Origin of the sequence: Streptomyces sp. NPDC053431 (assembly GCF_044544925.1) — a bacterium.
Lineage (GTDB): Bacteria > Actinomycetota > Actinomycetes > Streptomycetales > Streptomycetaceae > Streptomyces.
On record NZ_JBITXX010000010.1, the window covers coordinates 82,387 to 105,980 of the forward strand.

Here is a 23,594-nt window from a genome sequence, read left to right on the forward strand (position 1 = left end):
CACAGCGGACGGCGTGCTCCCTTCCCGTACGGGAAGGGAGCACGCCGTCCGCGTGTGTCAGGCGACCGGCCCGGCGGCCTCCGCCCTGCCGCTGAGGGCCTCCAGGTCGCTCTTGCGGACCCGGATGACGGTCACGGCCGTGACGAGCGCGATCAGCGCCATGACGACGGCGGCGGTGAACGCGCTGGATATGCCGGCCGTCAGCACGTCGTGGGACCACGGCGCCGGCAGCTGCTTGTCCTTGAGGAACGCCGCCTGCTGCTCCGGGGTCGCGTGGGCGAGGAAGTCCGGGACCTGCCGCTTGCCCTCGTCCTTGCTCGCCGTGCCGAAGACCGTGACCAGGATCGACAGACCGAGCGAACCGCCCACCTGCTGGGTGGCGTTGAGCAGGCCCGAGGCGGCGCCGGCCTCGTGCTGGGCGACTCCGGAGACCGCGGTCAGCGTGAGCGTCACGAAGTTGAGGCCCATGCCGAAGCCGAAGGTCACCATCGGACCGAGCACGCCGGTCAGATAGGAGCTGTCCGGCCCGATGAAGGTCAGCCAGAACAGGCCGGTCCCGGTGAGCGCCGCGCCCGTCACCATGAACGGCTTCGGGCCGAGGACGGGCAGCAGCCGCTGGGCGAGTCCGGCGCCGACGCCGATCGCGAGCGTGACCGGAAGGAAGGCGAGTCCGGCGCGGATCGGGCTGTAGCCCAGCACGTTCTGCACGAAGAGGACGATGAAGAAGAACATGCCGAACATGGCGGCGGCCAGGCTGAGCATGATCACGTACGTGCCCGAGCGGTTGCGGTCCGCGAACATCCGCAGCGGCGTGATGGGTTCGCGCGCCCGCGACTCGACGACGGCGAAGGCGGCGAGCAGGACCACCGCGGCGATGAACGAGCCGATGGTCAGCGAGTCCTTCCAGCCCTCCTCGGAGGCGCGGATGAAGCCGTACACCAGCGCGGCCATGCCGAGCGTGGAGGAGAGCGCGCCCGCGAGGTCGAAGCGGCCCGGGTGCCGCTCGGACTCGTTGATGAAACGGGGTGTCAGGAAGGCGATGAGCAGGCCGATCGGCACGTTCACGAAGAACACCCAGCGCCAGTCGAGCCACTCGGTGAGCATGCCGCCCGCGAGCAGACCGATCGCGCCGCCACCGGCCGAGACCGCCGCGAAGACGCCGAACGCGCGGTTGCGCTCGGGGCCCTCGGGGAACGTCGTGGTGATCAGGGCGAGCGAGGTGGGCGAGGCGATGGCACCGCCGGCGCCCTGGAGGGCGCGCGCGGCGAGGAGCTGCCACGGCTCCTGCGCGAAGCCGCCCAGCAGGGAGGCGAGGGTGAAGAGCAGGATGCCGGTCAGGAACACCCGGCGACGCCCGAGGATGTCGCCGGCCCGGCCGCCGAGCAGCAGCAGCCCGCCGAAGGTCAGCGTGTACGCGCTGAGCACCCAGGACAGGTCGGTCGTCGAGAAGGAGAGCGCCTCCTGGATGTGCGGAAGCGCGATGTTCACGATCGTGGCGTCCAGAACGACCATCAACTGGCAGGCGGCGATGACGGCGAGGGCGATTCCCGGCCGATTCGGATACCGGGCGGTCCCGGGATCGGTCTGGGTGTCCACCGGCGATGTTGTCACTATGTATCCCCCACGGAAGAATTTAGTGAACGCACTCGTTCACTGTCGTCCACGGTAGTGACTCCCCCTCAAGGAACGCAACCGTTCACTGAGCACCGCCGGACGATCCGATCGATCTCAACAGAGAGGTAGCGATGGGCACTTCGCACTCCGAGGCCGCCGCTCGGCCGCACGGGGCGACGCCGCGGCGGCGCGGTCCGGTACTGGAACGCGCCATTCTGGAAGCCGCTCTCGAGCAGCTCAGCACCGTCGGCTGGAACGGTCTGACCATGGAGGGTGTCGCCGTCGGCGCGCAGACGGGCAAGGCCGCGGTGTACCGCCGGTGGCCGTCCAAAGAAGATCTGGTCGCGGACGCGCTCAGGACGGGGCTCCCCGCCCTCGACGAGACACCGGACCACGGCGGCGTGCGCGAGGACCTGTACGAGCTGTGCCGACGGGTGCGGGCCGCGATGTACTCGAAGCCCGGCTACGCCCTCCGGTCCGTTCTTCACGAATGCGACAACGAGTCGGCCGAACGCTTCCACGAGCTGATCCTCAAGGGAGTGATCGAGCCCTCGCAGCGACTGCTGCGCGAGGTGGTGGGGCGCGGCATCGCCCGGGGCGAGGTGCGTGAGGAGGCCGCCCACGAGGTGGTCTACGACGTGATCCCGGCGATGATGATGTACCGCGCCAAGGTGTGCGGCAGCGAATGGGACGACGCCGAGCTTGCCGAGATGATCGACCTGGTCATGGTGCCCCTGCTGCGGCGGTAGCCGGGCGGGCGGGGCGGCCGGGCGCGGACCGAGGGCGGAGGGAAGGGGCGGCGAAGAGGGCGCGTGGGCGGGGGGTCTTTCGGCCTGGAGTGGATCATCACGTGGAATCCGGGTACCGAGGGAGGTATTCCGCGGCGTAACCTGAGGGCGCCATGCCGTACGAACCACCCACCCACAGTGTCGAGCGCTCGATCCGAGCCACCACCGGCGCCAAGATCATCGCCGGGATCGACGAGGTCGGACGCGGGGCATGGGCCGGTCCCGTCACGGTGTGCGCCGCCGTCACCGGCCTGCGCCGCCCGCCCACCGGACTCACCGACTCCAAGCTGATCACGCCGAAGCGCCGTACGACGCTCGCCGCGGAGCTCGAGCAGTGGGTCACGGCGTACGCGCTGGGCGACGCCTCGCCCGCCGAGATAGACGAGCTCGGGATGACCGCGGCGCTGCGGCTGGCCGCGGTCCGCGCCCTGGAGGGCCTGCCGGTCCGTCCCGACGCCGTGATCCTCGACGGCAAGCACGACTACCTGGGCGGTCCTTGGCAGGTCCGTACGGTGATCAAGGGTGACCAGTCCTGCGTCGCCGTCGCCGCCGCCTCCGTGATCGCCAAGGTCCGGCGCGACGCGCTGATGGCCGAGCTGGAGGCCGAGGCGGAGACATACGTCCCGTACGCCTTCGCGGCCAACGCGGGCTACCCTTCGCCGGTCCACAAGGCGGCGCTGCAGGAGCTCGGGCCCAGCCCGCAGCACCGGCTCTCCTGGGCCTACCTCGACGCGATGCCCCGCTGGCGGCATCTCAAGAAGGTCCGCATCTCCGCCGAGGCGGCCGCACTGGAAAGCGGGGGCCAACTCGGCTTCGACTTCTGACTTCCGGCTTCTGGATTCTCCGGCGGACCCCTAGGGAACCTTCCGGCAGAGCCCTTTCAGCAGCCGGGGCACGCCTGTGTGCCCACCCGCCGGAGCCCCGCGCGACGGCGTTTGATAGACATCCACCCATGCCTCTCATCCCCGAGGAGCCTCAGATTCACGAGAGTGCCCAGGGTCCCCGCGCGACCGCGGCCGCCGGCCGCCCCGTGCCGACCCCTCGACCCGTACCCGGCCCGCGTTCCGCGGCCTCCCCGCGTCCCGGGCGTCCGGGCCCCGGTCCGGCCAGGCCCGCACCGCCGGGGCCGCGCCCGCCCGTTGCCGGAGCGGCCCCCGCCGCCCCGGCGGAGAATCGTTCCGACGAACGGTCCGGCCCGCAGATCCAACTGATCCCCGCCCCCGCCGACGGCGCGATCGACGCCGCCGAGGAGGCCGTGGACCTGCTCCTGGAGTCCGGACGCGCCCCCGGCGACGTCCTCGTGCTCACCACCGGTGAGCAGCACCCGTGGGCGGCGCACGAGCTGTCCTTCGGCGAGGCCGCCTACTGGGCGCAGCAGGACGCCCGCGAGGACGTGTTCTTCGCGGACGCCGCCGCCGTGACCCGGGCCACCGCCCGGCCCGTGGTGGTCGTCGCGGTCAACGGCGGCTCCGACGAGGACGTCGCGCGCCGGCTGCCCGAGGCGCTGACCCGGGCGACCGCTCTGCTGATCGTCTGCGGCGATCCGCAGCGCGTCGACGCCGTGCTCGGCGCCGGCGTCTGATCCCACCGGTCCACACCCCGGCCGCCCGACGGGCGGCCGGGTGGCCGTCCGCCACTGCTGACCGCTCCGGCTCCGGGCGCCCCCGGATCTCCGCTCAGCGGGCGGCGGCCCGCCGCAGGGGCTCGGGGGCACCGCTCGCGATCCGCGGCACCAGCCGGTCGAGCGCGGAGTCCTCGCCCAGCGGCGTCGGGGGCGAGTCGGAACTGGGACTGCGCCCGCCCCGGCCCTCGCCCAGCACCTGCCAGCCGCCCGAGGTCAGCGTGATGTACGCGCCGCAGCGCAGCCCGTGGAGCGTGCAGGCGTCCCGCAGCCCCCACATCCAGGCCCCGTCCTCCTCGGTCCAGCGCTCGTCGCCCTCGCGGCAGTAGAGCAGCACGGCCGTGCGCACGGGCGTCCGCCGGCGCAGGTCGTGCGGCAGGACCCGGCGCAGATGGGCGAGCAGCGCGTTGCGGAACTCCCAGCCGTCCGCCGGAGTGGGCCGACGGAGGAACGAGGCGCTGGCGGCGAGCCGTTCCTCGTGGTCGAGGACGGCCACCACCGCCGTCGAGGGCGTCGGCCTGTGACGGGAGTGCAGGCCGCTGACGACCTCACGGGGACTGCGCAGCAAGGGGATTCCGGCGGCTGCCCACTCGGCCGGTTCGAGCATCCGAGCGAGGCGGCTGGCCGACCCGGACGACGATGCGGCAGGAGCGGATGAGGACGGAGCGAATCCGAGGGTCACGATCCTCCCTTCGGAGACGCGCCCGCTCCGCGGGCAGGGTCGGGTGAGGGCGCACCACGGCACGGTCCAACCGGACCGCGTTCGGGCCGTGCGGGGCGGATTCCCAATTCTTCCTGGCCCGTGCGCGGGCGGCAACGAGCAATTGAGGCCGCTGACTGGAATCATCCGGTATGCCTCTCATATCCCTGCCCAGTTACCTATTCTTCACTCGCCGTTTCATGCCTGGACAGCGAGCACCAGTGGGAACACTCCCTCCGCCCCCGCCCGTCGCAGCAGCCGCGCCGCCACCGCCAACGTCCAGCCGCTGTCGGCGAGATCGTCCACGAGCAGGACCGGTCCTCCCGCCGAGGCCAGACGCTCCGTCAGTCCGGCCGGGACGACCAGCGCCCGCTGCAGACCGACCACCCGCTGCGCGCTGTTCGTCCGCGAGATCCGCAGGTCCTCCGCCTCCGGCGCGTACTCGACCGAGCCGAGCAGCGGCATCCGCCCGATCTCGGCGATCCGGTGGCCGAGCGAGCCCACGAGCCGCGGCTTGCGGTGCGAGGCGACCGTCACCACGCCGGCCGGCCGGGGCGGGGCGTCCGCCGCGCCCGACGCCCAACCCCCGGGCCCCTTCGCCCAGTCGGCGAGCACCCGCACCACCGCCTGCACGACGTCGTCCGGCACCTCCCCGTCCGGAGCGGACTCGGCGAGCATCGGACGCAGGCGGTTGCCCCAGCCGATGTCCGAGAGCCGGCCGAGCGCGCGGCCCGCGTACGCCTGCTCGCCCGCCGGGATACGCCCCTTCAGATCCACGCCGACCGCGGCGAGTCCGGTCGGCCACATCTTGCGCGGCTCCACCTCCACACCGGCCCGGCCCAGCTCGCCGCGGGCGGTGTCGAGCGCCGCGTCCGAGACCTTCGGGTCGAACCTGACGCCCGCGCAGTTGTCACACCGCCCGCACGGGGCCGCCGCCTCGTCGTCCAGCTGACGGCGCAGGAACTCCATCCGGCAGCCGTCCGTCGCCGCGTACTCCCGCATGGCCTGCTGCTCGGCCTCCCGCTGCCGGGCCACCCACGCGTACCGCTCCGTGTCGTAGACCCAGGGCCGCCCCGTGCTCTCCCAGCCGCCCTTGACCCGCTTGACAGCCCCGTCCACGTCGAGGACCTTCAGCATCGTCTCCAGGCGTGTCCTGCGCAGCTCGACCAGCGGTTCGAGAGCGGGCAGCGACAGCGGTCGGCCCGCCTGGGCGAGGACGTCCAGGGTGCGCCGCACCTGCTCCTCCGGCGGGAAGGCCACCGAGGCGAAGTACTGCCAGATCGCCTCGTCCTCCTTGCCGGGCAGCAGAAGCACCTCCGCGTGCTCCACACCGCGCCCGGCCCGCCCCACCTGCTGGTAGTAGGCGATGGGGGAGGAGGGCGAACCGAGGTGCACCACGAAGCCCAGGTCGGGCTTGTCGAAGCCCATGCCGAGCGCCGAGGTCGCGACGAGAGCCTTGACGCGGTTGGCGAGCAGATCGTCCTCGGCCTGCTGCCGGTCGGCGTTCTCCGTCCGGCCCGTGTACGAGGCGACCGCGTACCCGCACTGGCGCAGATGGGCGGTCACCTCCTCGGCCGCCGCCACCGTCAGCGTGTAGACGATCCCCGAGCCGGGCAGCTCGCCGAGGTGGTCGGCCAGCCAGGCCAGCCGGTGCGCCGCGTCCGGCAGCCGCACCACGCCGAGGCTGAGGCTCTCGCGGTCCAGCGGCCCGCGCAGCACCAGCGCGTCCGTGTCCGTGCCGGTCCCCAGCTGCTCGGCGACGTCCGCGGTCACCCGGGCGTTGGCCGTGGCCGTCGTCGCCAGCACCGGCACCCCGCTCGGCAGGTCCGCGAGCATCGTGCGGAGCCGCCGGTAGTCGGGCCGGAAGTCGTGGCCCCAGTCGGAGATGCAATGCGCCTCGTCGACGACGAGCAGCCCCGTCGCCGCCGCGAGGCGCGGCAGCACCTGGTCCCGGAAGTCCGGGTTGTTGAGCCGCTCGGGGCTGACCAGCAGCACGTCGACCTCGCCGGCCGCGACCTCCTGCTGGACGGTGTCCCACTCCTCGGTGTTCGACGAGTTGATCGTGCGGGCGCGGATGCCCGCCCGCGCGGCCGCGTCCACCTGGTTGCGCATCAGCGCGAGCAGCGGCGAGACGATCACGGTCGGACCCGCGCCGCGCTCGCGCAGCAGCGAGGTCGCCACGAAGTACACCGCCGACTTGCCCCAGCCCGTCCGCTGCACGACCAGCGCCCGGCGCCGGTCCGCGACCAGGGCCTCGATGGCGCGCCACTGGTCCTCGCGCAGTCTCGCGGCACCCGTCGGGTCCGAGACGAGACGGGCGAGCACGGCGTCGGCGGCCGCGCGCAGCGCGGCGCGGTCCTCGGGGCGGTCTGCGTTGGTCATGCCTCCATGCAACCCGATCGGTCCGACAATGCGCGAACGAGCCGCGAAGCCTGTGGACAACTTCCCGGGCCGTCCGGCCGGAGTTATCCACAGGGGTTTCGCGATCGGCGGGGCTCGCGGGACCGTCGTGACCATGAACGCGAACCACCACGAATCCCACGCACCGTCCACGAGCCGGCAGATCACCCTGCGCGGACCGGCCGAGCTGGCCGACGCCCTGCCGTTCATGCTCGGCTTCCATCCCAGCGACTCCGTCGTCCTCGTCGCGCTGCACGGCGAGCGCGGACGGTTCGGCGGCCGGGTCAGGGTCGGCATCCCCGGATCACCGCGCGAATGGTCCGCCACCGCCGACCACCTGGCCGAATGCCTCGTCGAGGGCAGCGCCCGGCGCGGCGACCGCCCCGACGCCATCGTCGTCTTCCTCTGCCAGGAACCCGCGCCCGGCGAGACCGGCCGACGGGTGATGGAGCGGCTGCGCCCCTTCGCCCAGCGCCTGCGCACCGCCTGCGGCGCGCTCGACATCCCCGTCCTCGAAGCCCTCTGCATCTCCGACGGCCTCTACTTCTCGTACTGCTGCCCCGACGCCCGCTGCTGCCCGCCCGACGGGACACCGCTCGCCCTCTCCGGTACGTCGGTGATGGCGGCGTCCGCCGCCTACGCCGGCATCCAGGTACGCGGCACGCTCAAGGACATGGAGGCCCGGCTGAAGCCGCAGGGATCGGACGGCGACGCGGTGCAGCGCGCCGCCCTCGACGAGGCCGCCACGGTCGTCGTGCCCCGCCTGCTGGCCACGCCGACGGGCGCCCTGGGGCGGCAGGAGACGCGCGAGACCACCCTGGCCGTCGTCCGCCGCCTCATCGAGCGGTTCTCGCGCCCGGCGGAGCGCCCGGCGACGGACCCGGACGCGGGCCGGAGTGCCGTTCCGGCCGGGCTCGCGGGCCTGGCGAGCGGGGCGGCGACGGGCGCGGCGACGGCCGACGCCCGCGACGACGAGCTCCTCACGCCCGACGAGGCCGCCACGGTCATCCTCGGACTGCAGGACCGCGAGACCCGCGACCGGGCCGCCGAATGGATGGAGGGCCCCGAGGCCCTTCCGGCCCTACGGCTCTGGCGCGCCCTGTCCCGCCGGTGCGTCGCCCCCTACCAGGAATACGCGGCGGCCCCGCTCACCCTCGCCGGCTGGGTGGCCTGGTCCACCGGCGACGAACCCTCCGCCCGAGTCGCCCTCGGTCTCGCCCTGGAGGCCGACCCCGAGTACCTGTTCGCCCGACTGCTCCATCAGGCGTGCAACGAGGGCCTGGACCCGGAGTCCTTGCGCGACTGTCTGCGCAAGGAACGAGACGCCCGCGTCACGGCCGAGCACGCCTCGGGACAGGAGCCGGCCCCCGCCCCCGGCAGCCCGACGGCCGACGTCCAAGACCCTCGCCCGGTCCAAGGCGAACCCCCGGCCCGAACGCGACAGCAGGCCCGCCGGGCCGCCCGCCGCACCGCCCGCCACGCGAGCCTGCGCGCCGCCGGCGCGGGCCGAAGCCCGGCGCGCGTGACGGCCACCCGCCGGCCCGCCGCGGAACCCAGGCCGCCCCGGGCGGCAGCGGCGCGGCGGACGCGGACGCGACGGCGTGGGGCGAGGAGCGGGGAATGAAGGGGCTCGACGCCCCGCCGGGTGTCCGGATGCTGCGGGCCTGGGTGCGGTCGGCCGTGACCCCGCGGGCCGTAGGGGCGTTCAGGTCTGTGGCGGTCCCGCAGGAGCCGTACCGCCGACCCACGGACGGACCCGCGGACCGTCGGTGCCGCACGCACGGGCCCGACGGGGATCGCCCTCGGGGCCGGCGGGGTCGCCCGGACCGCACAGAGAGCGCCGTACTTCCGTCATGGCCCCCAGCCCCACCCAGGCACCCGGACACCCCGCCCGCAACGGAGCTCCGCCCCCGGGGCCGGGAGCCGGGCCCGTTCGCCCCGGTGACCTCCCCGCCGTGCACGACATGTGCGTCGGGGTCGCTCTCCCCGCGCTCTCCGTCAGCCCCCGGCACGGACAGCTCACGGGCTCCGGCCTCGAAGGCGTCTTCCTCGCCGGACGCCGGCTTCTCTCCCGCTGCCTCCTGCGCGTCGCCGGGCGCGAGCCCGTCCCGCTCCGGAGCCGGTCCACCGGCGCGGACCGGGCGGACTTCCTGGGCGTCCTGCGGGTGCCCGGGGACACCGGCCCGGATCCAGGCCTCGTCGTCGAGCGGTCGCGCGAGGCGGACGGGACCGAGCGGATCACCCTGCGCAGCTCCGTCGCCCGCCCGCTGCGGCTCCCGGTGGAGCTCGCTCTGGGAACGGATCTCGGGGAGCTGGGCCCGGTGGCGGCCGGGTGGCCCGCGGCGGAGCTCTCCGCGAGCGTCCACGGCACCGGGCTGCGCTGGACCGCCGCCGACGGCGTGGCCGTCACCGTCTCGGCGGACCCGCCGCCCACTGACGCGCTGGCGACGGCCGGACTCCTCCGGTGGGAGGCCGAACTGGCCCCGGGGGGCTGCTTCGTCCTCACCCTCCGGATCCGTGGCGAGCGGTCCGGGCGGCCGCTCGGCGCGAGCAACGGCCGACCCGGCGGGCATGTCGTTGCCGACGCCGTCGCCGAGGGGGACGATCCGCGCCTCGGCCCCTTGCTCCGGGCCTCCGTCGCCGATCTCCGCGCCCTCCTCCAGCGCGATCCCGCGCACCCCGCCGACGTGCACCTCGCCGCCGGAGTGCCCTGGCGATCGGGACCCGTCACCGCCGAGGCACTCTGGGCCGCTCGCATGGCCCTTCCACTCGGCACCCGGCTCGCCGCGACCACCCTGCGGGCCCTCGCCCGCACCCAACTCGCGGGGGCGGGGACCGAATCGGGGCGGATTCCCGGACCGCTCAGGGACGCCGGCCCGCACCTCCCGCCCCGGTGCACCGGCATCGAGGCGACCCTCGCCTTCCCCGCCGTCCTCGCCGAGGCCCGGCGTTGGGGCCTGCCGGAGCAGGACCTGGCCGACCTGCTCCCCGTCGCCGAACGCTGCCTCGACTGGCTGCGCGGCGCCGTCGACGACAGCGGCTTCGTGCCGGACCCGTGGCCCGCCGGGCCGGCGCGGGCCGAGACCCAGGCGCACGCGCACCGCGCGGCCGTGCTCGGCGCCGATCTCCTCGACGCCTGCGGGCGGCCGGGCGGCGAGGCGTGGCGGGAGTGGGCCCAGGGACTGCGCGAGCGGTTCCGCGGCAGGTTCTGGCTCGACGACCCCTCCGGTGGCCGGCCCGTGCTGGCCCGCACGGCGGACGGCCGGCCGCTGCCCCACCTGGGCGGCTGGGCCGCCCATCTCCTCGACACCGGGCTGACCGCCGCCGGGCACCAGGCGCCGGGACTGCTGCACAAGGCGCAGACGGAGCGCCTGGCCCGGTTGCTCGCGGCCCCGGGGCTCGACTCCGGCTGGGGCCTGCGCGGCCTGGGGGAGAAGGAGCCCGGATACAGCCCGTTCGGGCACCGGTCGGGGGCGGTCCGGGTGCACGAGACGGCGGTCGCCGTCGCGGGGCTCGCCGCGGCGGGGCACGAGAGCGAGGCGGCGGCGCTGCTGCGCGGAGCGCTCGACGCCGCGGAGGCCTTCGAGTACCGGCTGCCCGAGATGTACGCGGGGGAGCGGCGGACGGCCGGCACCGTGCCCGTGCCGCACCCCGCGGCCTGCCGGCCCGCTGCCGTGGCCGCCGCGGCCGGGGTGCAGCTGCTGACCGCCGTGCTCGGCGTCCGGCCCGACGCCCCCGGTCGCACGGTGGCGCTGCGCCCGCTCCGGTCGGCACCGCTCGGCGAGGTGCGCCTGTCGGGGCTGCGGGTCGCGGGCGAGCCGTTCGCGGCGCGGGTGGGCCGGCTCGGGCTCGGCATGGTCGAGGAGGCCGCGCCGGGTCTTCAGCTGGGGCTCTGACCCCGCCTCGGGCGTTTCCGCGGCGGAAAGCGAGTCCGAGCGGAAGAAGAGGGGGACGGGGAGGGGCGGGGCGGGGAAGAAGTGGTGCCGGATCCTTCCGGCAGGCGTGTTTATCGTCAGGAAGACGACTATGATCGCGGGCATGTCTCCCTACGACCCGTCGGCCTTTCCGCCCTTCGCCGTCACCGTCGATCTGGTCGTCCTCACCGTGCGGCGCCACGCCCTGTGCGCCCTGGTCGTGAAACGGGGGGAGGCCCCGTTCCAGGGCCGCTGGGCGCTGCCGGGCGGCTTCGTCCGGGCCGACGAGGACCTCGACACCGCCGCCGCGCGCGAGCTCGTCGAGGAGACCGGGCTCTGCGTCCACGACCCGGGCGATCCGGAGCTCGGAGCCGGCAACGGCGCGCACCTGGAACAGCTGGCGACCTACGGGGCGCCCGACCGCGACCCGCGGATGCGGGTGGTCAGCGTCGCTCACCTCGCCCTCGCACCCGACCTGCCCGCACCCCGGGCCGGCGGCGATGCCAACAGCGCCCGCTGGGCACCCGTCGAGGAGCTGCTCGGGCAGGACGCGGCGGCGGAGGGCGAGCCGCCGGCGCCGCTCGCCTTCGACCACGCCAGGATCCTGGGCGACGGCGTGGAGCGCGCCCGCTCCAAGATCGAGTACTCCTCCCTGGCCACCGCCTTCTGTCCGCCCGAGTTCACGGTCGGCGAGCTCCGCCGGGTCTACGAGGCCGTGTGGGGCGTGGCGCTGGATCCGCGCAACTTCCACCGCAAGGTCACCGGCACGCCCGGCTTCCTCGTACCGGCCGGCGGCACCACGACCCGCCAGGGCGGGCGCCCGGCCCAGCTGTTCCGCGCTGGTGGGGCCACACTGCTGAACCCGCCGATGCTCCGCCCGGAGGTCTGACGGGCGGTCGTCCGGCCGCCCCGAGCCGCCAATCCTGCGCCAAAAGTCCGAAATGTGGCGTTATCTTGCTGGGACAGCCGCCCTGCCGCGGAGCGGTCTCACCTACCCGCGAGAGAAGCGATGCTCCAGGCCATCGGACTCACCAGCACCCCCCGCCGGGATCTTCCGCCCGCCGTGGACGATCTCTCCTTCGAGGCCCGGCCAGGCACCGTCACCGCCCTGCTCGGGCCCGCCGGCGCCGGAAAGACCACCACCCTGCGGCTCATGCTGCAGCTCGAACCGGGCCGTGGCGTCACCTACTTCCGGGGCCGCCCGCTGCACCGCGTCGCCCACCCCGCCCGCGAGGTCGGCGTCCTCCTCGGCGACGTCCCCGGCCACCCCTCCCGCACCCTGCGCAGCCAGCTGCGCATGCTCTGCGCCGCCGCAGGCGTCCCCGGCACCCGCGCCGACGACATGCTCCAGGCGGTGGGGCTCACCGGGATCCACGACCAGCGCATCGGCACCCTGTCCCGTGGCATGGACCGCCGACTGGGCCTCGCCTCCGCCCTGTTGGGCGATCCGCACACCCTCCTCCTCGACGAGCCCGGCGCCGGACTCTCCGTACGCGAGAGCGCCTGGCTCCACGAACTCCTGCGCGCCCACGCCGACGAGGGCGGCACCGTCCTCTACACCACGGCCGATCCCAAGGACGCCGCCCGTAACGCCGACCGGGTCGTCACCCTCGACGGCGGGCGGCTCGCCGCCGACCAGGACGCCGCCGACTTCACCCGCACCCGGCTGCGCCCCCGGGTCGCCGTACGCACTCCGCACGCCGCCCGGCTCGCCGCGGTCCTCGTTCAGGAGGCCCGTGCCGCCCGCCGCCCGGTGGAGGTGGTGACGGAGGGCGGCAACCGCCTCTCGGTGTACGGCAGCGACTGCGCGACCGTCGGCGAGAGCGCCTTCCGCAACGGCGTCCTCATCCACCAACTCGCCGACGAGGTCGGCGCCGCCGGCGACACGGGTGGCGCCGGCGGCTCGGGCGGGCCCGGGAGCGTGGTCGGCACCGGGGGCGCGGGCGGGAGCGGGGACGTGGGCGGTGCGAGGGGCGGCCGTGCGAGGCCCGCCCTCGCGGGCGGTGCGTATCCCCACCTCGCGGGCCGTACGCACCCCACCTTCGCCGACTTCGCCCTCCCCGCTTCCACCGGGCCAGCCTCAACCGGGACAGCCTCCGCCGGGACAGCCTCCGCCGGGACCGCCTCCGCGGCGACTGCCTCCGCCCGGGCCACCCCCTTCGCCCCCTCGACCCCCTCCACCCCCTCGATCCCCTCGATCCCCTCCACCCCCGCTACCCCTGCCACCGCAGCCGCCGAGGTGCCCGTCTCCCGTCACGCAGCCGTGCGCCCGTCCGGCCACCGCCCCGCCGGCCACCGCCCTGCCGGGCACGACCCGGCCGAGGAGTGGCACGGCGACGAGGCGCCGGCCGGGAAGAAGCCGGCTTGGAAGAAGTGGCCCAGGAAGGGGCGGGCCGGTGAGGACTTCGCCGCCGGAGGCACGCCCTCCGGCGGGCGAGCGGTGCCTGAGCGGCCCGTCGCCCGCGCTGCCCGGGCGCGGCGGGCGCCGTGCCGTTCCCCGCTGCGTCCCCTGCGCTACGAGATCCGCAGGCTGCTCGGTGTGCCGTCGACGCCGCTCGTCTTCGTGGGCGTGCTGCTGGTGTCCGTGACGCTCGCCGTGCTGCTCGCGCGCGGTGGGCGCACGCCCTTGCCCGCCCTTCTGGCCGGCTGGCCGGGGATCTCCCCGCTGCCGCCCGCGGCCGTCGGGGCCGGGCTCCTCGGCGCCTTCTCCTTCGGTGAGGAGTACCGCTACCCCGCCCTGACCACCGGGCGCGGCGCCGTCCCCCGCCGTCTCGGCCTGCTGCTCGCCAAGCTCGCGGTCGCCGCGGCCGTCGGGGCGGTCCTCGCGGTGCTGGTCGTCGTGGCCGACCTGGAGGCCCTGCGGCTCGTCTGCGGCGACGAGTTGATCCCCGTACCGGAGAACTGGTCCACGCTGTGTGCCAATTGGTTCGGCCTGGTGGTCGGGTGTGCCTGGGCCGGAGTGCTCGGCGCGGGGGTCTTCCGGGCGGCGGCCGCGGGAGTGGCCGCGGTCCTCGCCGTGCCGGTGCTGTTCGCGCCGCCGCTGCAGCGCGTCCTGGCCGGGGCGCCCCGCCGGTCCGTCACCGGACTTCCGGCCCGCCTCCGCGAGTTCGCCCGCGCCGAGTGGGCGTCCGCCGCCGACCGGTGGCTGCTGGGGGCGCTGAGGGTGGTCGGACAGCCCGTGGGGGTGGCTCTGACCCTGACGTTGACGGTCCTGCTCTGCGCCTATGTGCTCACCGGCCGCCACAGCAGAGCGCGTTGGTGATCATGTTTGGATCGAAAGGTTTCGCTTGGCGGGCAACTGCCTTAAAAAATGCCCTCTATGTCCGATTAATCGTCAATTGTGTAGGGGGTGCCGATCACCCTTTCGTGTGCTTTTCACCAAAGACCTCAAGGGGCACGAGAGCCACGCCGACAAAGGATGCGTGAGTACCCTTGCGCACACGATGATGACCCCCGCCCGCCCCGTCGAGTCCGGCCTCGGCGCCCCGGGCGACCTCGACCGCTACCCCTACGCGGAGGCGCCCGGAGCCGACCGCGTCGGTCCGCCCGTCTGGGAGGCGACGGAAGACCTCGGCCGGGTCGGCCGCAGGACCGCCGGCAGTCGCGGCCGCGGTCTGCACGGACAGCTCGTCCAGCAGCTCGGCCAGATGATCGTCTCCGGCGACCTCGGCGCCGACCGCCCCCTCGTCCCCGAGGAGATCGGCCAGCGCTTCGAGGTCTCGCGCACCGTCGTCCGCGAGTCGCTGCGGGTGCTCGAGGCCAAGGGTCTGGTCAGCGCCCGCCCCAACGTCGGCACCCGGGTCCGGCCGGTCAGCGACTGGAACCTGCTCGACCCCGACATCATCGAGTGGCGCGCCTTCGGCCCACAGCGCGACGACCAGCGTCGTGAGCTCAACGAGCTGCGCTGGACCATCGAGCCCCTCGCCGCTCGGCTCGCCGCCGGACACGGCCGTGAGGACATCCAGCAGCGCCTCTCCGACATGGTCGAGATCATGGGCCACGCGTACGCGCAGGGCGACGGCATCACCTTCTCCCGCGCCGACGCCGAGTTCCACGCCCTCCTCATCCAGCTCGCCGGCAACCGCATGCTGGAGCACCTCTCCGGCATCGTCACCGCGGCCCTCCAGGTGTCCGGGGCGCCCGCCACCGGCTGCGACCGGCCGAACGAGAGCTGCCTCGCCCACCACGCCCGGATCGTCGACGCACTCGCCGCCGGGGACGCCACCGCCGCCGAGTCGGCCATGCGCCAGCTGCTGACCGTCCACCCCGAGGTGGAGCGCGTCGTTCCGGCTCCCCGCGAGCACTGATCCCCCCGTCGTGGCCAGGAGCGCCGTCACACCCGCGCCGCGTGCCGCCGGACCCGAGCGGCACCCGGGGGCGGGAAACCGCCCCCGGGTGCGCCCGGGTCTGGCGGCGCGAAGGTGCGACCGTGGAAGGTGGGACCGGAATCGGCCGGTCCGAACCCCTTGATTGTGTCGCGTTCCGGAGGTTTCATGGTGGATTCGTCGCAAATGAGGTGTGACTCGGGCCACGCGGATCGGGCGTAACACTCCTCGAAGCCGCGCGATGACCTAAGAGGTGACAGCCGAGGAAGGAATACAGCAGCCGCTCAGGGCGCTGTGCAGTTCCCCGGTCCAGCCCGCGCCGTCGGCACACTCCTGGCCGTCGGTCGTCGGCTCCAGCCTGATCCAGGGCGGGGCCGGAAGCCGTTTTCCATCGTTCCGAGAGGTTGTTCGTGTCGGCCAGCACATCCCGTACGCTCCCGCCGGAGATCGCCGAGTCCGAGTCTGTGATGGCGCTCATCGAGCGGGGAAAGGCTGATGGGCAGATCGCCGGCGATGACGTGCGTCGGGCCTTCGAGGCTGACCAGATTCCGCCAACCCAGTGGAAGAATGTTCTGCGCAGCCTCAATCAGATCCTCGAGGAAGAGGGTGTGACGCTGATGGTCAGTGCAGCGGAGTCGCCGAAGCGCGCCCGCAAGAGCGTCGCAGCGAAGAGCCCGGCCAAGCGCACCGCCACCAAGACCGTCACCGCCAGGACGACCGTGACGAAGACCGTCTCGGCCGCCACCGCGGCCCCGGCGGCCGAGAGCGCGGACCCGGCCGACGAGGCCGGAGCCCCGGCCAAGAAGGCCGCGGCGAAGAAGACCGTCGCCAAGAAGACGGTGGCCAAGAAGACCGTCGCCAAGAAGACGGCGGCCAAGAAGACCACGGCCAAGAAGGGCGAGGACGACGAGCTGCTCGAGGGCGAGGAGCTGCTCGAGGACGTCGCGCCCGGCAAGGACGACGAAGAGGCCGAGGGCGAGAGCAAGGGCTTCGTCCTGTCCGACGAGGACGAGGACGACGCACCGGCGCAGCAGGTCGCCGTCGCCGGTGCCACCGCGGACCCGGTCAAGGACTACCTGAAGCAGATCGGCAAGGTCCCGCTGCTCAACGCCGAGCAGGAGGTCGAGCTCGCCAAGCGCATCGAGGCCGGTCTGTTCGCCGAGGACAAGCTGGCGAACTCCGACAAGCTGGCGCCGAAGCTCAAGCGCGAGCTGGAGATCATCGCCGAGGACGGCCGCCGCGCCAAGAACCACCTCCTGGAGGCCAACCTCCGTCTGGTGGTCTCGCTGGCCAAGCGCTACACCGGCCGCGGCATGCTCTTCCTGGACCTGATCCAGGAAGGCAACCTGGGTCTGATCCGCGCCGTCGAGAAGTTCGACTACACCAAGGGCTACAAGTTCTCCACGTACGCCACCTGGTGGATCCGTCAGGCGATCACCCGCGCCATGGCCGACCAGGCCCGCACCATCCGTATCCCGGTGCACATGGTCGAGGTCATCAACAAGCTCGCCCGTGTGCAGCGCCAGATGCTCCAGGACCTGGGCCGCGAGCCCACCCCGGAGGAGCTGGCGAAGGAGCTCGACATGACCCCGGAGAAGGTCATCGAGGTCCAGAAGTACGGCCGTGAGCCGATCTCGCTGCACACCCCGCTGGGCGAGGACGGCGACAGCGAGTTCGGTGACCTCATCGAGGACTCCGAGGCGGTCGTCCCGGCCGACGCGGTCAGCTTCACGCTTCTGCAGGAGCAGCTGCACTCCGTCCTCGACACGCTCTCCGAGCGTGAGGCCGGCGTCGTCTCCATGCGCTTCGGCCTCACCGACGGTCAGCCGAAGACCCTCGACGAGATCGGCAAGGTCTACGGCGTGACGCGTGAGCGCATCCGTCAGATCGAGTCGAAGACCATGTCGAAGCTGCGTCACCCGTCGCGTTCGCAGGTGCTGCGCGACTACCTCGACTGATACGGGACCCGCTCAGGGACTCGTCCGGCCGAGGGCCCGTACGACGAACGAAGGGCCCGGTTCCCCGCGTGGGGAGCCGGGCCCTTCGGCGTGCGCGCGGGTGCACGGCGGGCGCGCCTGGACGACGCTGGGTGAACCGACATCACCGGAGAGTCAGGAGGCTCCATGCGTCGTCCCATCGCCCGAGCAATGACCGGTGCCCTGGGCCTGATCGCGGCGGCCGTGGCACCGCTCGCCGCCTCGGCCCCCGCGTCCGCCGACAGCGTCGTGGTCGGCGGGCAGCCGACCCGCATCACCGAGGCCCCCTGGGTCGTCGCGCTGTCCAGTCGTGACCGGTTCGGGGGTATGCGGGCAGGGCAGTTCTGCGGAGGGGTGGTCGTGGCCCCGACGAAGGTCCTCACGGCGGCCCACTGCCTGGGCCGTGACGTGCTGGGCGGAGAGCCGTGGCAGCTCTCCGACTTCACGGTGATCGCGGGACGCACGTCCTTGCGCGGACACGGCGGCCAGGAGGTCAGGGTCGGCGACACCTGGGTGAACCCGGGCTACGACCCGAGGAGCAACTCCGGCGATCTGGCGGTGCTCACGCTCGAGAAGGCGCTGCCGACGTCGTACGTGATCGCCGTGGCCGGCCCGAAGGACCCGGCGACGAGGGCCGGGACGCCGGCGACCGTGTACGGGTGGGGGGACATGACCGGCAACGGCTCCTACGCGATGTCCCTGCGCTCGGCCCAGGTGCAGGTGCTGCCGGACAGCGCCTGCGAGCGGGCGTACCCGGGCGGCTTGGGCGTCTCGTACCGCGGCGAGGACATGCTCTGCGCCGGGGATCCGAACGGCGGCCGGGACGCGTGCCAGGGGGACAGCGGGGGCCCGCTGGTGGCGCGGGGGCGGCTGATCGGCCTCGTCTCCTGGGGGAGCGGGTGCGGTCAGGCCGAGAACCCGGGGGTCTACACCCGGGTGTCGGCAGTGCTGCCACAACGCTTCTGACTGTCCGTCGTCACGTCGTGACGGTACGAGAACGGGCGGCCACCCCCCTTGAACGGCGGGAGTGGCCGCCCGTCGGCCGGTCGTCAGGGACCGGCACTTCGCTCGTCGTGGATGCGAGGCGTCAGTGCTCGTCGCCCATGGTGCGCGCCGGCACGTCGGTGAGCCGGTCGGTCTCGTCCTGTATCTCTGCGGCGATCTTCTTGAGTTCCGGCTCGAACTTGCGCCCGTGGTGGGCGCAGAAGAGCAAGTCACCGCCGCTGACAAGGACGACACGCAGGTAAGCCTGGGCGCCGCATCGGTCGCAGCGGTCAGCGGCCGTCAGGGGGCTCGCGGGGGTCAGAACAGTAGTCACGTCGCCTCTTCTCTAGCTCGACGAGCTGTCGTACCAGGGTCAACATCCAACCAGGCCGAAAACGTTCCCGCTCGTGCCTTTTCCTCGAAAGTTCTTCAAGGTGGCTGTCTGCTGCCGGTTGGCGGCGAATGAGCCGTATTGCTTCGCTCTACGGGTTTCGCATTGCTGTGTGTGGTCGTGTCCCTCCGGCGGGTTGCCGGTTGTTCATGAGGACGTGCCCGAACCCTAAATGGTTCATGCCTGGAAGGGAACGTGATGTTCGCGTCACCCCATCGAGGGATCGAACATCCATGCGACCCTGGACTAGCATGAGGAATCAAGAGGGTGGCGTGACAACGGCTCTACCAGGCATCGGTACCCTCTGACCGGTGACCGACGCCGGGCCTTACCCACCGGGCCAGATTTCAAATTCAGCGAGGAGCGAACCGCGTGACCGCCGAGAAGTCCGTGCCGTCCAGTGCGCTGCTGACCGCAGACCGTGACGGTTCCAACTACACCGCTCGGCATCTGCTCGTCCTCGAAGGGCTCGAAGCGGTTCGCAAGCGTCCGGGTATGTACATCGGGTCCACGGACAGCCGTGGTCTGATGCACTGCCTCTGGGAGATCATCGACAACTCCGTCGACGAGGCCCTCGGCGGCTACTGCGACCACATCGACGTCATCCTCCACGACGACGGCTCGGTCGAGGTCCGGGACAACGGCCGTGGCATCCCCGTGGACGTCGAGCCGAAGACCGGCCTCTCCGGTGTCGAGGTCGTCATGACCAAGCTGCACGCCGGCGGAAAGTTCGGCGGCGGCTCCTACGCGGCCTCCGGCGGTCTGCACGGTGTGGGTGCCTCCGTGGTGAACGCGCTCTCCGCCCGCCTCGACGTCGAGGTCGACCGCAACGGCGCGACGCACGCGATCAGCTTCCGCCGCGGCGTGCCGGGCATCTTCACCGAGCAGGGCCCCGACAGCCCCTTCGACCCCTCGGGCGGCCTCCTCAAGGGCAAGCGCGTCCCCAAGACCCGCACGGGCACCCGGGTGCGCTACTGGGCGGACCGGCAGATCTTCCTCAAGGACGCCAAGCTCTCCCTGGAGACGCTGCACCAGCGCGCCCGCCAGACCGCCTTCCTCGTCCCCGGCCTCACCATCGTCGTCCGTGACGAGCGCGACCTGGACGGGATCGGCAAGAGCGAGGAGACGTTCCGCTTCGACGGCGGCATCAGCGAGTTCTGCGAGTTCCTCGCCCAGGACAAGGCCGTCTGCGACGTGCTGCGCCTCACCGGCCAGGGCACCTTCAAGGAGACCGTCCCGGTCCTCGACGACCGCGGCCACATGACCCCGACCGAGGTCACCCGCGAGCTCGGCGTCGACGTCGCCCTGCGCTGGGGCACCGGCTACGACACCACCGTCCGGTCCTTCGTCAACATCATCGCCACGCCCAAGGGCGGCACCCACGTCTCCGGCTTCGAGCAGGCGATCACCAAGACGGTCAACGAGGTCCTGCGCGCCGGCAAGATGCTGCGCGTCGCCGAGGACGACATCGTCAAGGACGACGCCCTCGAAGGCATGACCGCCGTCGTCACCGTGCGCCTCGCCGAGCCGCAGTTCGAGGGCCAGACCAAGGAGGTGCTCGGCACCTCGGCGGCCCGCCGGATCGTGGCCAACGTGGTGAGCAAGGAACTCAAGGCGTTCCTGACCTCCACCAAGCGTGACGCCAAGGCCCAGGCCCGCGCCGTCCTGGAGAAGGCCGTCGCCGCGGCCCGTACCCGGATCGCGGCCCGCCAGCACAAGGAGGCGCAGCGCAGGAAGACCGCCCTGGAGTCCTCCTCGCTGCCGGCCAAGCTGGCCGACTGCCGCAGCGACGACGTCGAGCGCAGCGAGCTCTTCATCGTCGAGGGAGACTCCGCGCTCGGCACCGCCAAGCTCGCCCGCAACAGCGAGTTCCAGGCCCTGCTGCCGATCCGGGGCAAGATCCTCAACGTCCAGAAGTCCTCCGTCTCGGACATGCTCAAGAACGCCGAGTGCGGAGCGATCATCCAGGTCATAGGGGCTGGCTCGGGCCGCACCTTCGACATCGACGCCGCCCGGTACGGGAAGGTCATCATGATGACCGACGCCGACGTCGACGGCTCCCACATCCGCACCCTGCTGCTGACCCTGTTCCAGCGCTACATGCGGCCCATGGTCGAGCAGGGACGCGTCTTCGCCGCCGTGCCGCCGCTGCACCGCATCGAGCTGGTCCAGCCCAAGAAGGGCCAGGACAAGTACGTCTACACGTACTCGGACAACGAGCTGCGCCAGACCCTGCTCGAGTTCCAGCGCAAGGGGGTCCGCTACAAGGACTCCATCCAGCGCTACAAGGGCCTCGGTGAGATGGACGCCGACCAGCTGGCGGAGACCACCATGGACCCGCGCCACCGCACCCTGCGCCGGATCAACATCGGCGACCTGGAGGCGGCCGAGCAGGTCTTCGACCTGCTGATGGGCAACGACGTGGCGCCCCGCAAGGAGTTCATCACCAGCTCCGCGGCGACCCTCGACCGCTCGCGCATCGACGCCTGACGCCCGACCGACGCCCGACGCCCGACCGACACCTGAGGCCCGACGCCTGACGTCGGCGCCCGGACCCGCGCCCCCGGCACCCCCGTGCGTGCCCGGCGGGCGCGGCCACCGGCGCCCACGCCCCGGCGCCCACGCCGGCACATGACCGACCCGCCCTGACCGGCCCGCCCGATACGACTGTCGGACGGGCCGGTCAGGCATGTCGGGGGCGGCATCACACAATGGGGTGAAGAGAGGCGGGAGAAGAGTCCGGGATCTTCCCGCTCTGTCCATCCTTGGGCACGCGGCCGAAACGGTTCGCTGACAAGGAGAGTTCACCGGTGGAGAAGCAGGAAGGGCGCGACCCCGCGGCGGTGCGGATCGACGATCCCTGGTACGACGAGCTGGCGGCGGGCTGGGGCGAGCACGAAGCGGGCGGTCCCGAGGACCCCGCCGCGACGCCGGGCGCCCTGCCCCGGCAGCCGAGCGCGCCGACCACCGCCGACATCTACCTGGAGGTCCAGCGCAGCCCCGCCTTCCAGGAGGTGCGCGGCCGCTACCGCCGGTTCGTCTTCCCGGCCGCCGCCGCCTTCCTCCTCTGGTACCTGGCGTACGTGGTCGCCGCGACCGCCGCGCCCGGCCTCATGGCCCGCCCCGTCGCCGGAGCGGTCAACGTCGCCATGGTCGCCGGACTCGCCCAGTTCGCCACCACCTTCCTGCTGACCTGGGCCTACGCCCGGCACGCCCGGCTGCGCCGGGACCGGGCCGCCCTCGAACTGCGCTGGGACACCCAGGAGATGACCCGGGGGGTGCGGCCGTGAGCGAGAACCACCAGACCCTGGCGCTGCTGCTGTTCAGCGCGTTCATCGCGGTCACCCTGGGGATCACCACCTGGGTCAGCCGTAACCGGCGCGGCTCCGCCGAGGAGTTCTACGCCGGCGGCCGCCTGTTCTCGCCCCTGGAGAACGGCTTCGCCATCGCCGGCGACTACATGTCCGCCGCCTCCTTCCTCGGCATCTCCGGCCTCATCGCGCTGTTCGGCTACGACGGGATGCTGTACTCGGTCGGCTTCCTCGTCGCCTGGCTCGTGGTGCTCCTGCTGGTCGCCGAACTCGTCCGCAACTGCGGCCGGTTCACCCTCGCCGACGTGGTCGCCTCCCGGATGGCCGAGCGCCCGGTCCGCATCGCGGCCGGCGCCTCCTCCGTCACCGTCTCCGTGCTGTACCTGGTGGCCCAGATGGTGGGTGCCGGAAGCCTCGTGGCCCTGCTGCTCGGCGGCACCAGCGACGCGGCCCGCTCCTGGACGGTGATCGGCGTCGGGGCGCTCATGGTCGTGTACGTGACGCTCGGCGGCATGCGGGCCACCACCTGGATCCAGATCGTCAAGGCCGTGCTCCTCATGGCGGGCACGATCGCCCTCACGGTGCTCGTCCTGGTCCGCTTCCACGGCGACGTCGACCAGCTGCTCACCGCCGCCGCCGAACGCAGCGGACACGGCCGGGACTTCCTCGCCCCAGGACTGCGCTACGGCGGCGACTGGGCCGCCCGCCTGGACTTCGTCAGCCTCGGGATCGCCCTCGTCCTCGGCACCGCCGGACTCCCGCACATCCTGTCCCGCTTCTACACCGTGCCCACGGCGCGCGCCGCCCGCCGTTCCGTCGTCTGGGCCATCGGCCTCATCGGCAGCTTCTACCTGATGACGATCGTGCTCGGTTTCGGCGCCGCCGCCCTCGTCGGGCCCGATGCCGTCCGCGCCTCCAACGCCGCGGGCAACACCGCCGTACCGCTGCTCGCCCTCGACCTCGGCGGCGGCGCGGGATCCACCGGCGGCACCGTGCTCTTCGCGGTGGTCGCCGCCGTGGCCTTCGCCACCATCCTGGCCGTCGTCGCCGGCATCACCCTCGCCTCCTCGGCGTCCGTCGCGCACGACCTCTACGCCTCGCTGTGCCGCCGGCACGCGCGGCAGGTCAGCGAGGTCACCGTCGCCCGGTGCGCCGCCGCCGGGATCGGGGTCGCCGCGATCGGGCTCGGGCTGCTCGCCCGCGACCTCAACGTGGCCTTCCTCGTGGGCCTCGCCTTCGCCGTCGCCGCCTCCGCGAACCTGCCCGTGCTGCTCTACTCGCTGTTCTGGCGCAGGTTCACCACCCGCGGCGCGGTCTGGTCGGTGTACGGAGGGCTGATCCCCGCGGTGCTGCTCGTGGTGGTCTCGCCCGTCGTCTCCGGCAGCCCCGAGTCGCTCTTCCCGGGAGCCGACCTCCAGCTCTTCCCGCTGCAGAACCCCGGCGTGGTCTCCATCCCGCTGGGCTTCCTCGCGGGCTGGCTCGGCACCGTCACCTCGAGCGAGCCGCCGGACGAGGCCCGGCACGCCGAGACCGAGGTCCGGGCGCTCACCGGCGCCGGGGCCGTCTGAGC

The 23,594-nt window shown here is 73.0% G+C and carries 17 protein-coding genes; 13 read left to right on the forward strand and 4 right to left on the reverse strand.

The features are described from left to right. Window positions 1–57: 57 nt before the first annotated feature. Window positions 58–1,611 carry an MFS transporter gene (locus ACIGXE_RS23150; protein ID WP_399750282.1) on the reverse strand — a complete coding sequence of 518 codons (1,554 nt, stop codon included), beginning with the start codon at window positions 1,609–1,611 and terminating at the stop codon, window positions 58–60. Window positions 1,612–1,745: 134 nt separating this feature from the next. Here ACIGXE_RS23150 and ACIGXE_RS23155 point away from each other — a divergent pair, with 134 nt between their 5' ends. The 3 genes from ACIGXE_RS23155 to ACIGXE_RS23165 all read left to right on the forward strand — a co-directional run bounded on the left by ACIGXE_RS23155 (window position 1,746) and on the right by ACIGXE_RS23165 (window position 3,984). After that, on the forward strand, window positions 1,746–2,363 hold the full coding sequence (locus tag ACIGXE_RS23155; protein ID WP_399750285.1) for a TetR/AcrR family transcriptional regulator: 618 nt from the start codon (window positions 1,746–1,748) through the stop codon (window positions 2,361–2,363). Window positions 2,364–2,515: 152 nt separating this feature from the next. Further along, the gene (locus ACIGXE_RS23160) at window positions 2,516–3,226 is read left to right on the forward strand and encodes a ribonuclease HII (RefSeq protein ID WP_399750287.1); all 711 of its coding nucleotides are present in this window, start codon (window positions 2,516–2,518) and stop codon (window positions 3,224–3,226) included. A 128-nt stretch (window positions 3,227–3,354) separates the two neighbouring features. Continuing rightward, window positions 3,355–3,984 carry a hypothetical protein gene (locus ACIGXE_RS23165; protein ID WP_399750289.1) on the forward strand — a complete coding sequence of 210 codons (630 nt, stop codon included), beginning with the start codon at window positions 3,355–3,357 and terminating at the stop codon, window positions 3,982–3,984. A gap of 94 nt (window positions 3,985–4,078) precedes the next feature. Here the strand turns inward: ACIGXE_RS23165 and ACIGXE_RS23170 are convergent, their stop codons facing one another. After that, window positions 4,079–4,705 carry a hypothetical protein gene (locus ACIGXE_RS23170; protein ID WP_399750291.1) on the reverse strand — a complete coding sequence of 209 codons (627 nt, stop codon included), beginning with the start codon at window positions 4,703–4,705 and terminating at the stop codon, window positions 4,079–4,081. A 216-nt stretch (window positions 4,706–4,921) separates the two neighbouring features. Further along, window positions 4,922–7,105 (reverse strand): RecQ family ATP-dependent DNA helicase, encoded by a 2,184-nt coding sequence (locus tag ACIGXE_RS23175; protein WP_399750293.1) that lies wholly within the window; start codon window positions 7,103–7,105, stop codon window positions 4,922–4,924. 133 nt (window positions 7,106–7,238) lie between these two features. Between ACIGXE_RS23175 and ACIGXE_RS23180 the strand changes: the two genes are divergently transcribed. From ACIGXE_RS23180 to ACIGXE_RS23210, 7 genes are all read left to right on the forward strand, one after another. Beyond that, window positions 7,239–8,747, forward strand: a complete 1,509-nt coding sequence (locus ACIGXE_RS23180) for a DUF4192 domain-containing protein (RefSeq protein ID WP_399750296.1) — start codon at window positions 7,239–7,241, stop codon at window positions 8,745–8,747. 340 nt (window positions 8,748–9,087) lie between these two features. After that, window positions 9,088–11,019, forward strand: coding sequence for a glycogen debranching N-terminal domain-containing protein (locus ACIGXE_RS23185; protein WP_399750556.1), 1,932 nt, complete (start codon window positions 9,088–9,090; stop codon window positions 11,017–11,019). 142 nt (window positions 11,020–11,161) lie between these two features. Beyond that, window positions 11,162–11,926 (forward strand): NUDIX domain-containing protein, encoded by a 765-nt coding sequence (locus ACIGXE_RS23190; protein WP_399750298.1) that lies wholly within the window; start codon window positions 11,162–11,164, stop codon window positions 11,924–11,926. 120 nt (window positions 11,927–12,046) lie between these two features. Beyond that, on the forward strand, window positions 12,047–14,299 hold the full coding sequence (locus ACIGXE_RS23195) for an ATP-binding cassette domain-containing protein (RefSeq protein ID WP_399750301.1): 2,253 nt from the start codon (window positions 12,047–12,049) through the stop codon (window positions 14,297–14,299). A 160-nt stretch (window positions 14,300–14,459) separates the two neighbouring features. Continuing rightward, the gene (locus tag ACIGXE_RS23200; RefSeq protein ID WP_399750303.1) at window positions 14,460–15,344 is read left to right on the forward strand and encodes a FadR/GntR family transcriptional regulator; all 885 of its coding nucleotides are present in this window, start codon (window positions 14,460–14,462) and stop codon (window positions 15,342–15,344) included. A 428-nt stretch (window positions 15,345–15,772) separates the two neighbouring features. After that, window positions 15,773–17,320 carry an RNA polymerase sigma factor gene (locus ACIGXE_RS23205; RefSeq protein ID WP_399750305.1) on the forward strand — a complete coding sequence of 516 codons (1,548 nt, stop codon included), beginning with the start codon at window positions 15,773–15,775 and terminating at the stop codon, window positions 17,318–17,320. A gap of 165 nt (window positions 17,321–17,485) precedes the next feature. Next, window positions 17,486–18,304, forward strand: coding sequence for a serine protease (locus ACIGXE_RS23210; RefSeq protein ID WP_399750307.1), 819 nt, complete (start codon window positions 17,486–17,488; stop codon window positions 18,302–18,304). A 121-nt stretch (window positions 18,305–18,425) separates the two neighbouring features. Here ACIGXE_RS23210 and ACIGXE_RS23215 read toward each other — a convergent pair whose 3' ends face one another. Next, window positions 18,426–18,656: a hypothetical protein gene (locus ACIGXE_RS23215; protein ID WP_365340701.1), complete on the reverse strand. Its 231-nt coding sequence runs from the start codon at window positions 18,654–18,656 to the stop codon at window positions 18,426–18,428. A 429-nt stretch (window positions 18,657–19,085) separates the two neighbouring features. Between ACIGXE_RS23215 and ACIGXE_RS23220 the strand changes: the two genes are divergently transcribed. The 3 genes from ACIGXE_RS23220 (at window position 19,086) to ACIGXE_RS23230 (ending at window position 23,592) form a co-directional block, all read left to right on the forward strand. Beyond that, window positions 19,086–21,203: a type IIA DNA topoisomerase subunit B gene (locus ACIGXE_RS23220; protein WP_399750310.1), complete on the forward strand. Its 2,118-nt coding sequence runs from the start codon at window positions 19,086–19,088 to the stop codon at window positions 21,201–21,203. 320 nt (window positions 21,204–21,523) lie between these two features. Further along, on the forward strand, window positions 21,524–22,003 hold the full coding sequence (locus ACIGXE_RS23225; protein WP_399750312.1) for a DUF485 domain-containing protein: 480 nt from the start codon (window positions 21,524–21,526) through the stop codon (window positions 22,001–22,003). Then, window positions 22,000–23,592, forward strand: coding sequence for a cation acetate symporter (locus ACIGXE_RS23230; protein ID WP_399750314.1), 1,593 nt, complete (start codon window positions 22,000–22,002; stop codon window positions 23,590–23,592). Before ACIGXE_RS23225 ends, ACIGXE_RS23230 begins: the two co-directional genes overlap by 4 nt. The last annotated feature ends 2 nt before the right edge of the window (window positions 23,593–23,594 follow it).

Excerpts from the sequence above, each read along its gene's own strand:
- ACIGXE_RS23155 (WP_399750285.1), top strand. The coding sequence starts at position 1,746 with ATGGGCACTTCGCACTCCGAGGCCGCCGCTCGGCCGCACGGGGCGACG.
- ACIGXE_RS23160 (WP_399750287.1), top strand. The coding sequence starts at position 2,516 with ATGCCGTACGAACCACCCACCCACAGTGTCGAGCGCTCGATCCGAGCC.
- ACIGXE_RS23165 (WP_399750289.1), top strand. The coding sequence starts at position 3,355 with ATGCCTCTCATCCCCGAGGAGCCTCAGATTCACGAGAGTGCCCAGGGT.
- ACIGXE_RS23175 (WP_399750293.1), bottom strand. The coding sequence starts at position 7,105 with ATGACCAACGCAGACCGCCCCGAGGACCGCGCCGCGCTGCGCGCGGCC.
- ACIGXE_RS23180 (WP_399750296.1), top strand. The coding sequence starts at position 7,239 with ATGAACGCGAACCACCACGAATCCCACGCACCGTCCACGAGCCGGCAG.
- ACIGXE_RS23185 (WP_399750556.1), top strand. The coding sequence starts at position 9,088 with ATGTGCGTCGGGGTCGCTCTCCCCGCGCTCTCCGTCAGCCCCCGGCAC.
- ACIGXE_RS23190 (WP_399750298.1), top strand. The coding sequence starts at position 11,162 with ATGTCTCCCTACGACCCGTCGGCCTTTCCGCCCTTCGCCGTCACCGTC.
- ACIGXE_RS23195 (WP_399750301.1), top strand. The coding sequence starts at position 12,047 with ATGCTCCAGGCCATCGGACTCACCAGCACCCCCCGCCGGGATCTTCCG.
- ACIGXE_RS23210 (WP_399750307.1), top strand. The coding sequence starts at position 17,486 with ATGCGTCGTCCCATCGCCCGAGCAATGACCGGTGCCCTGGGCCTGATC.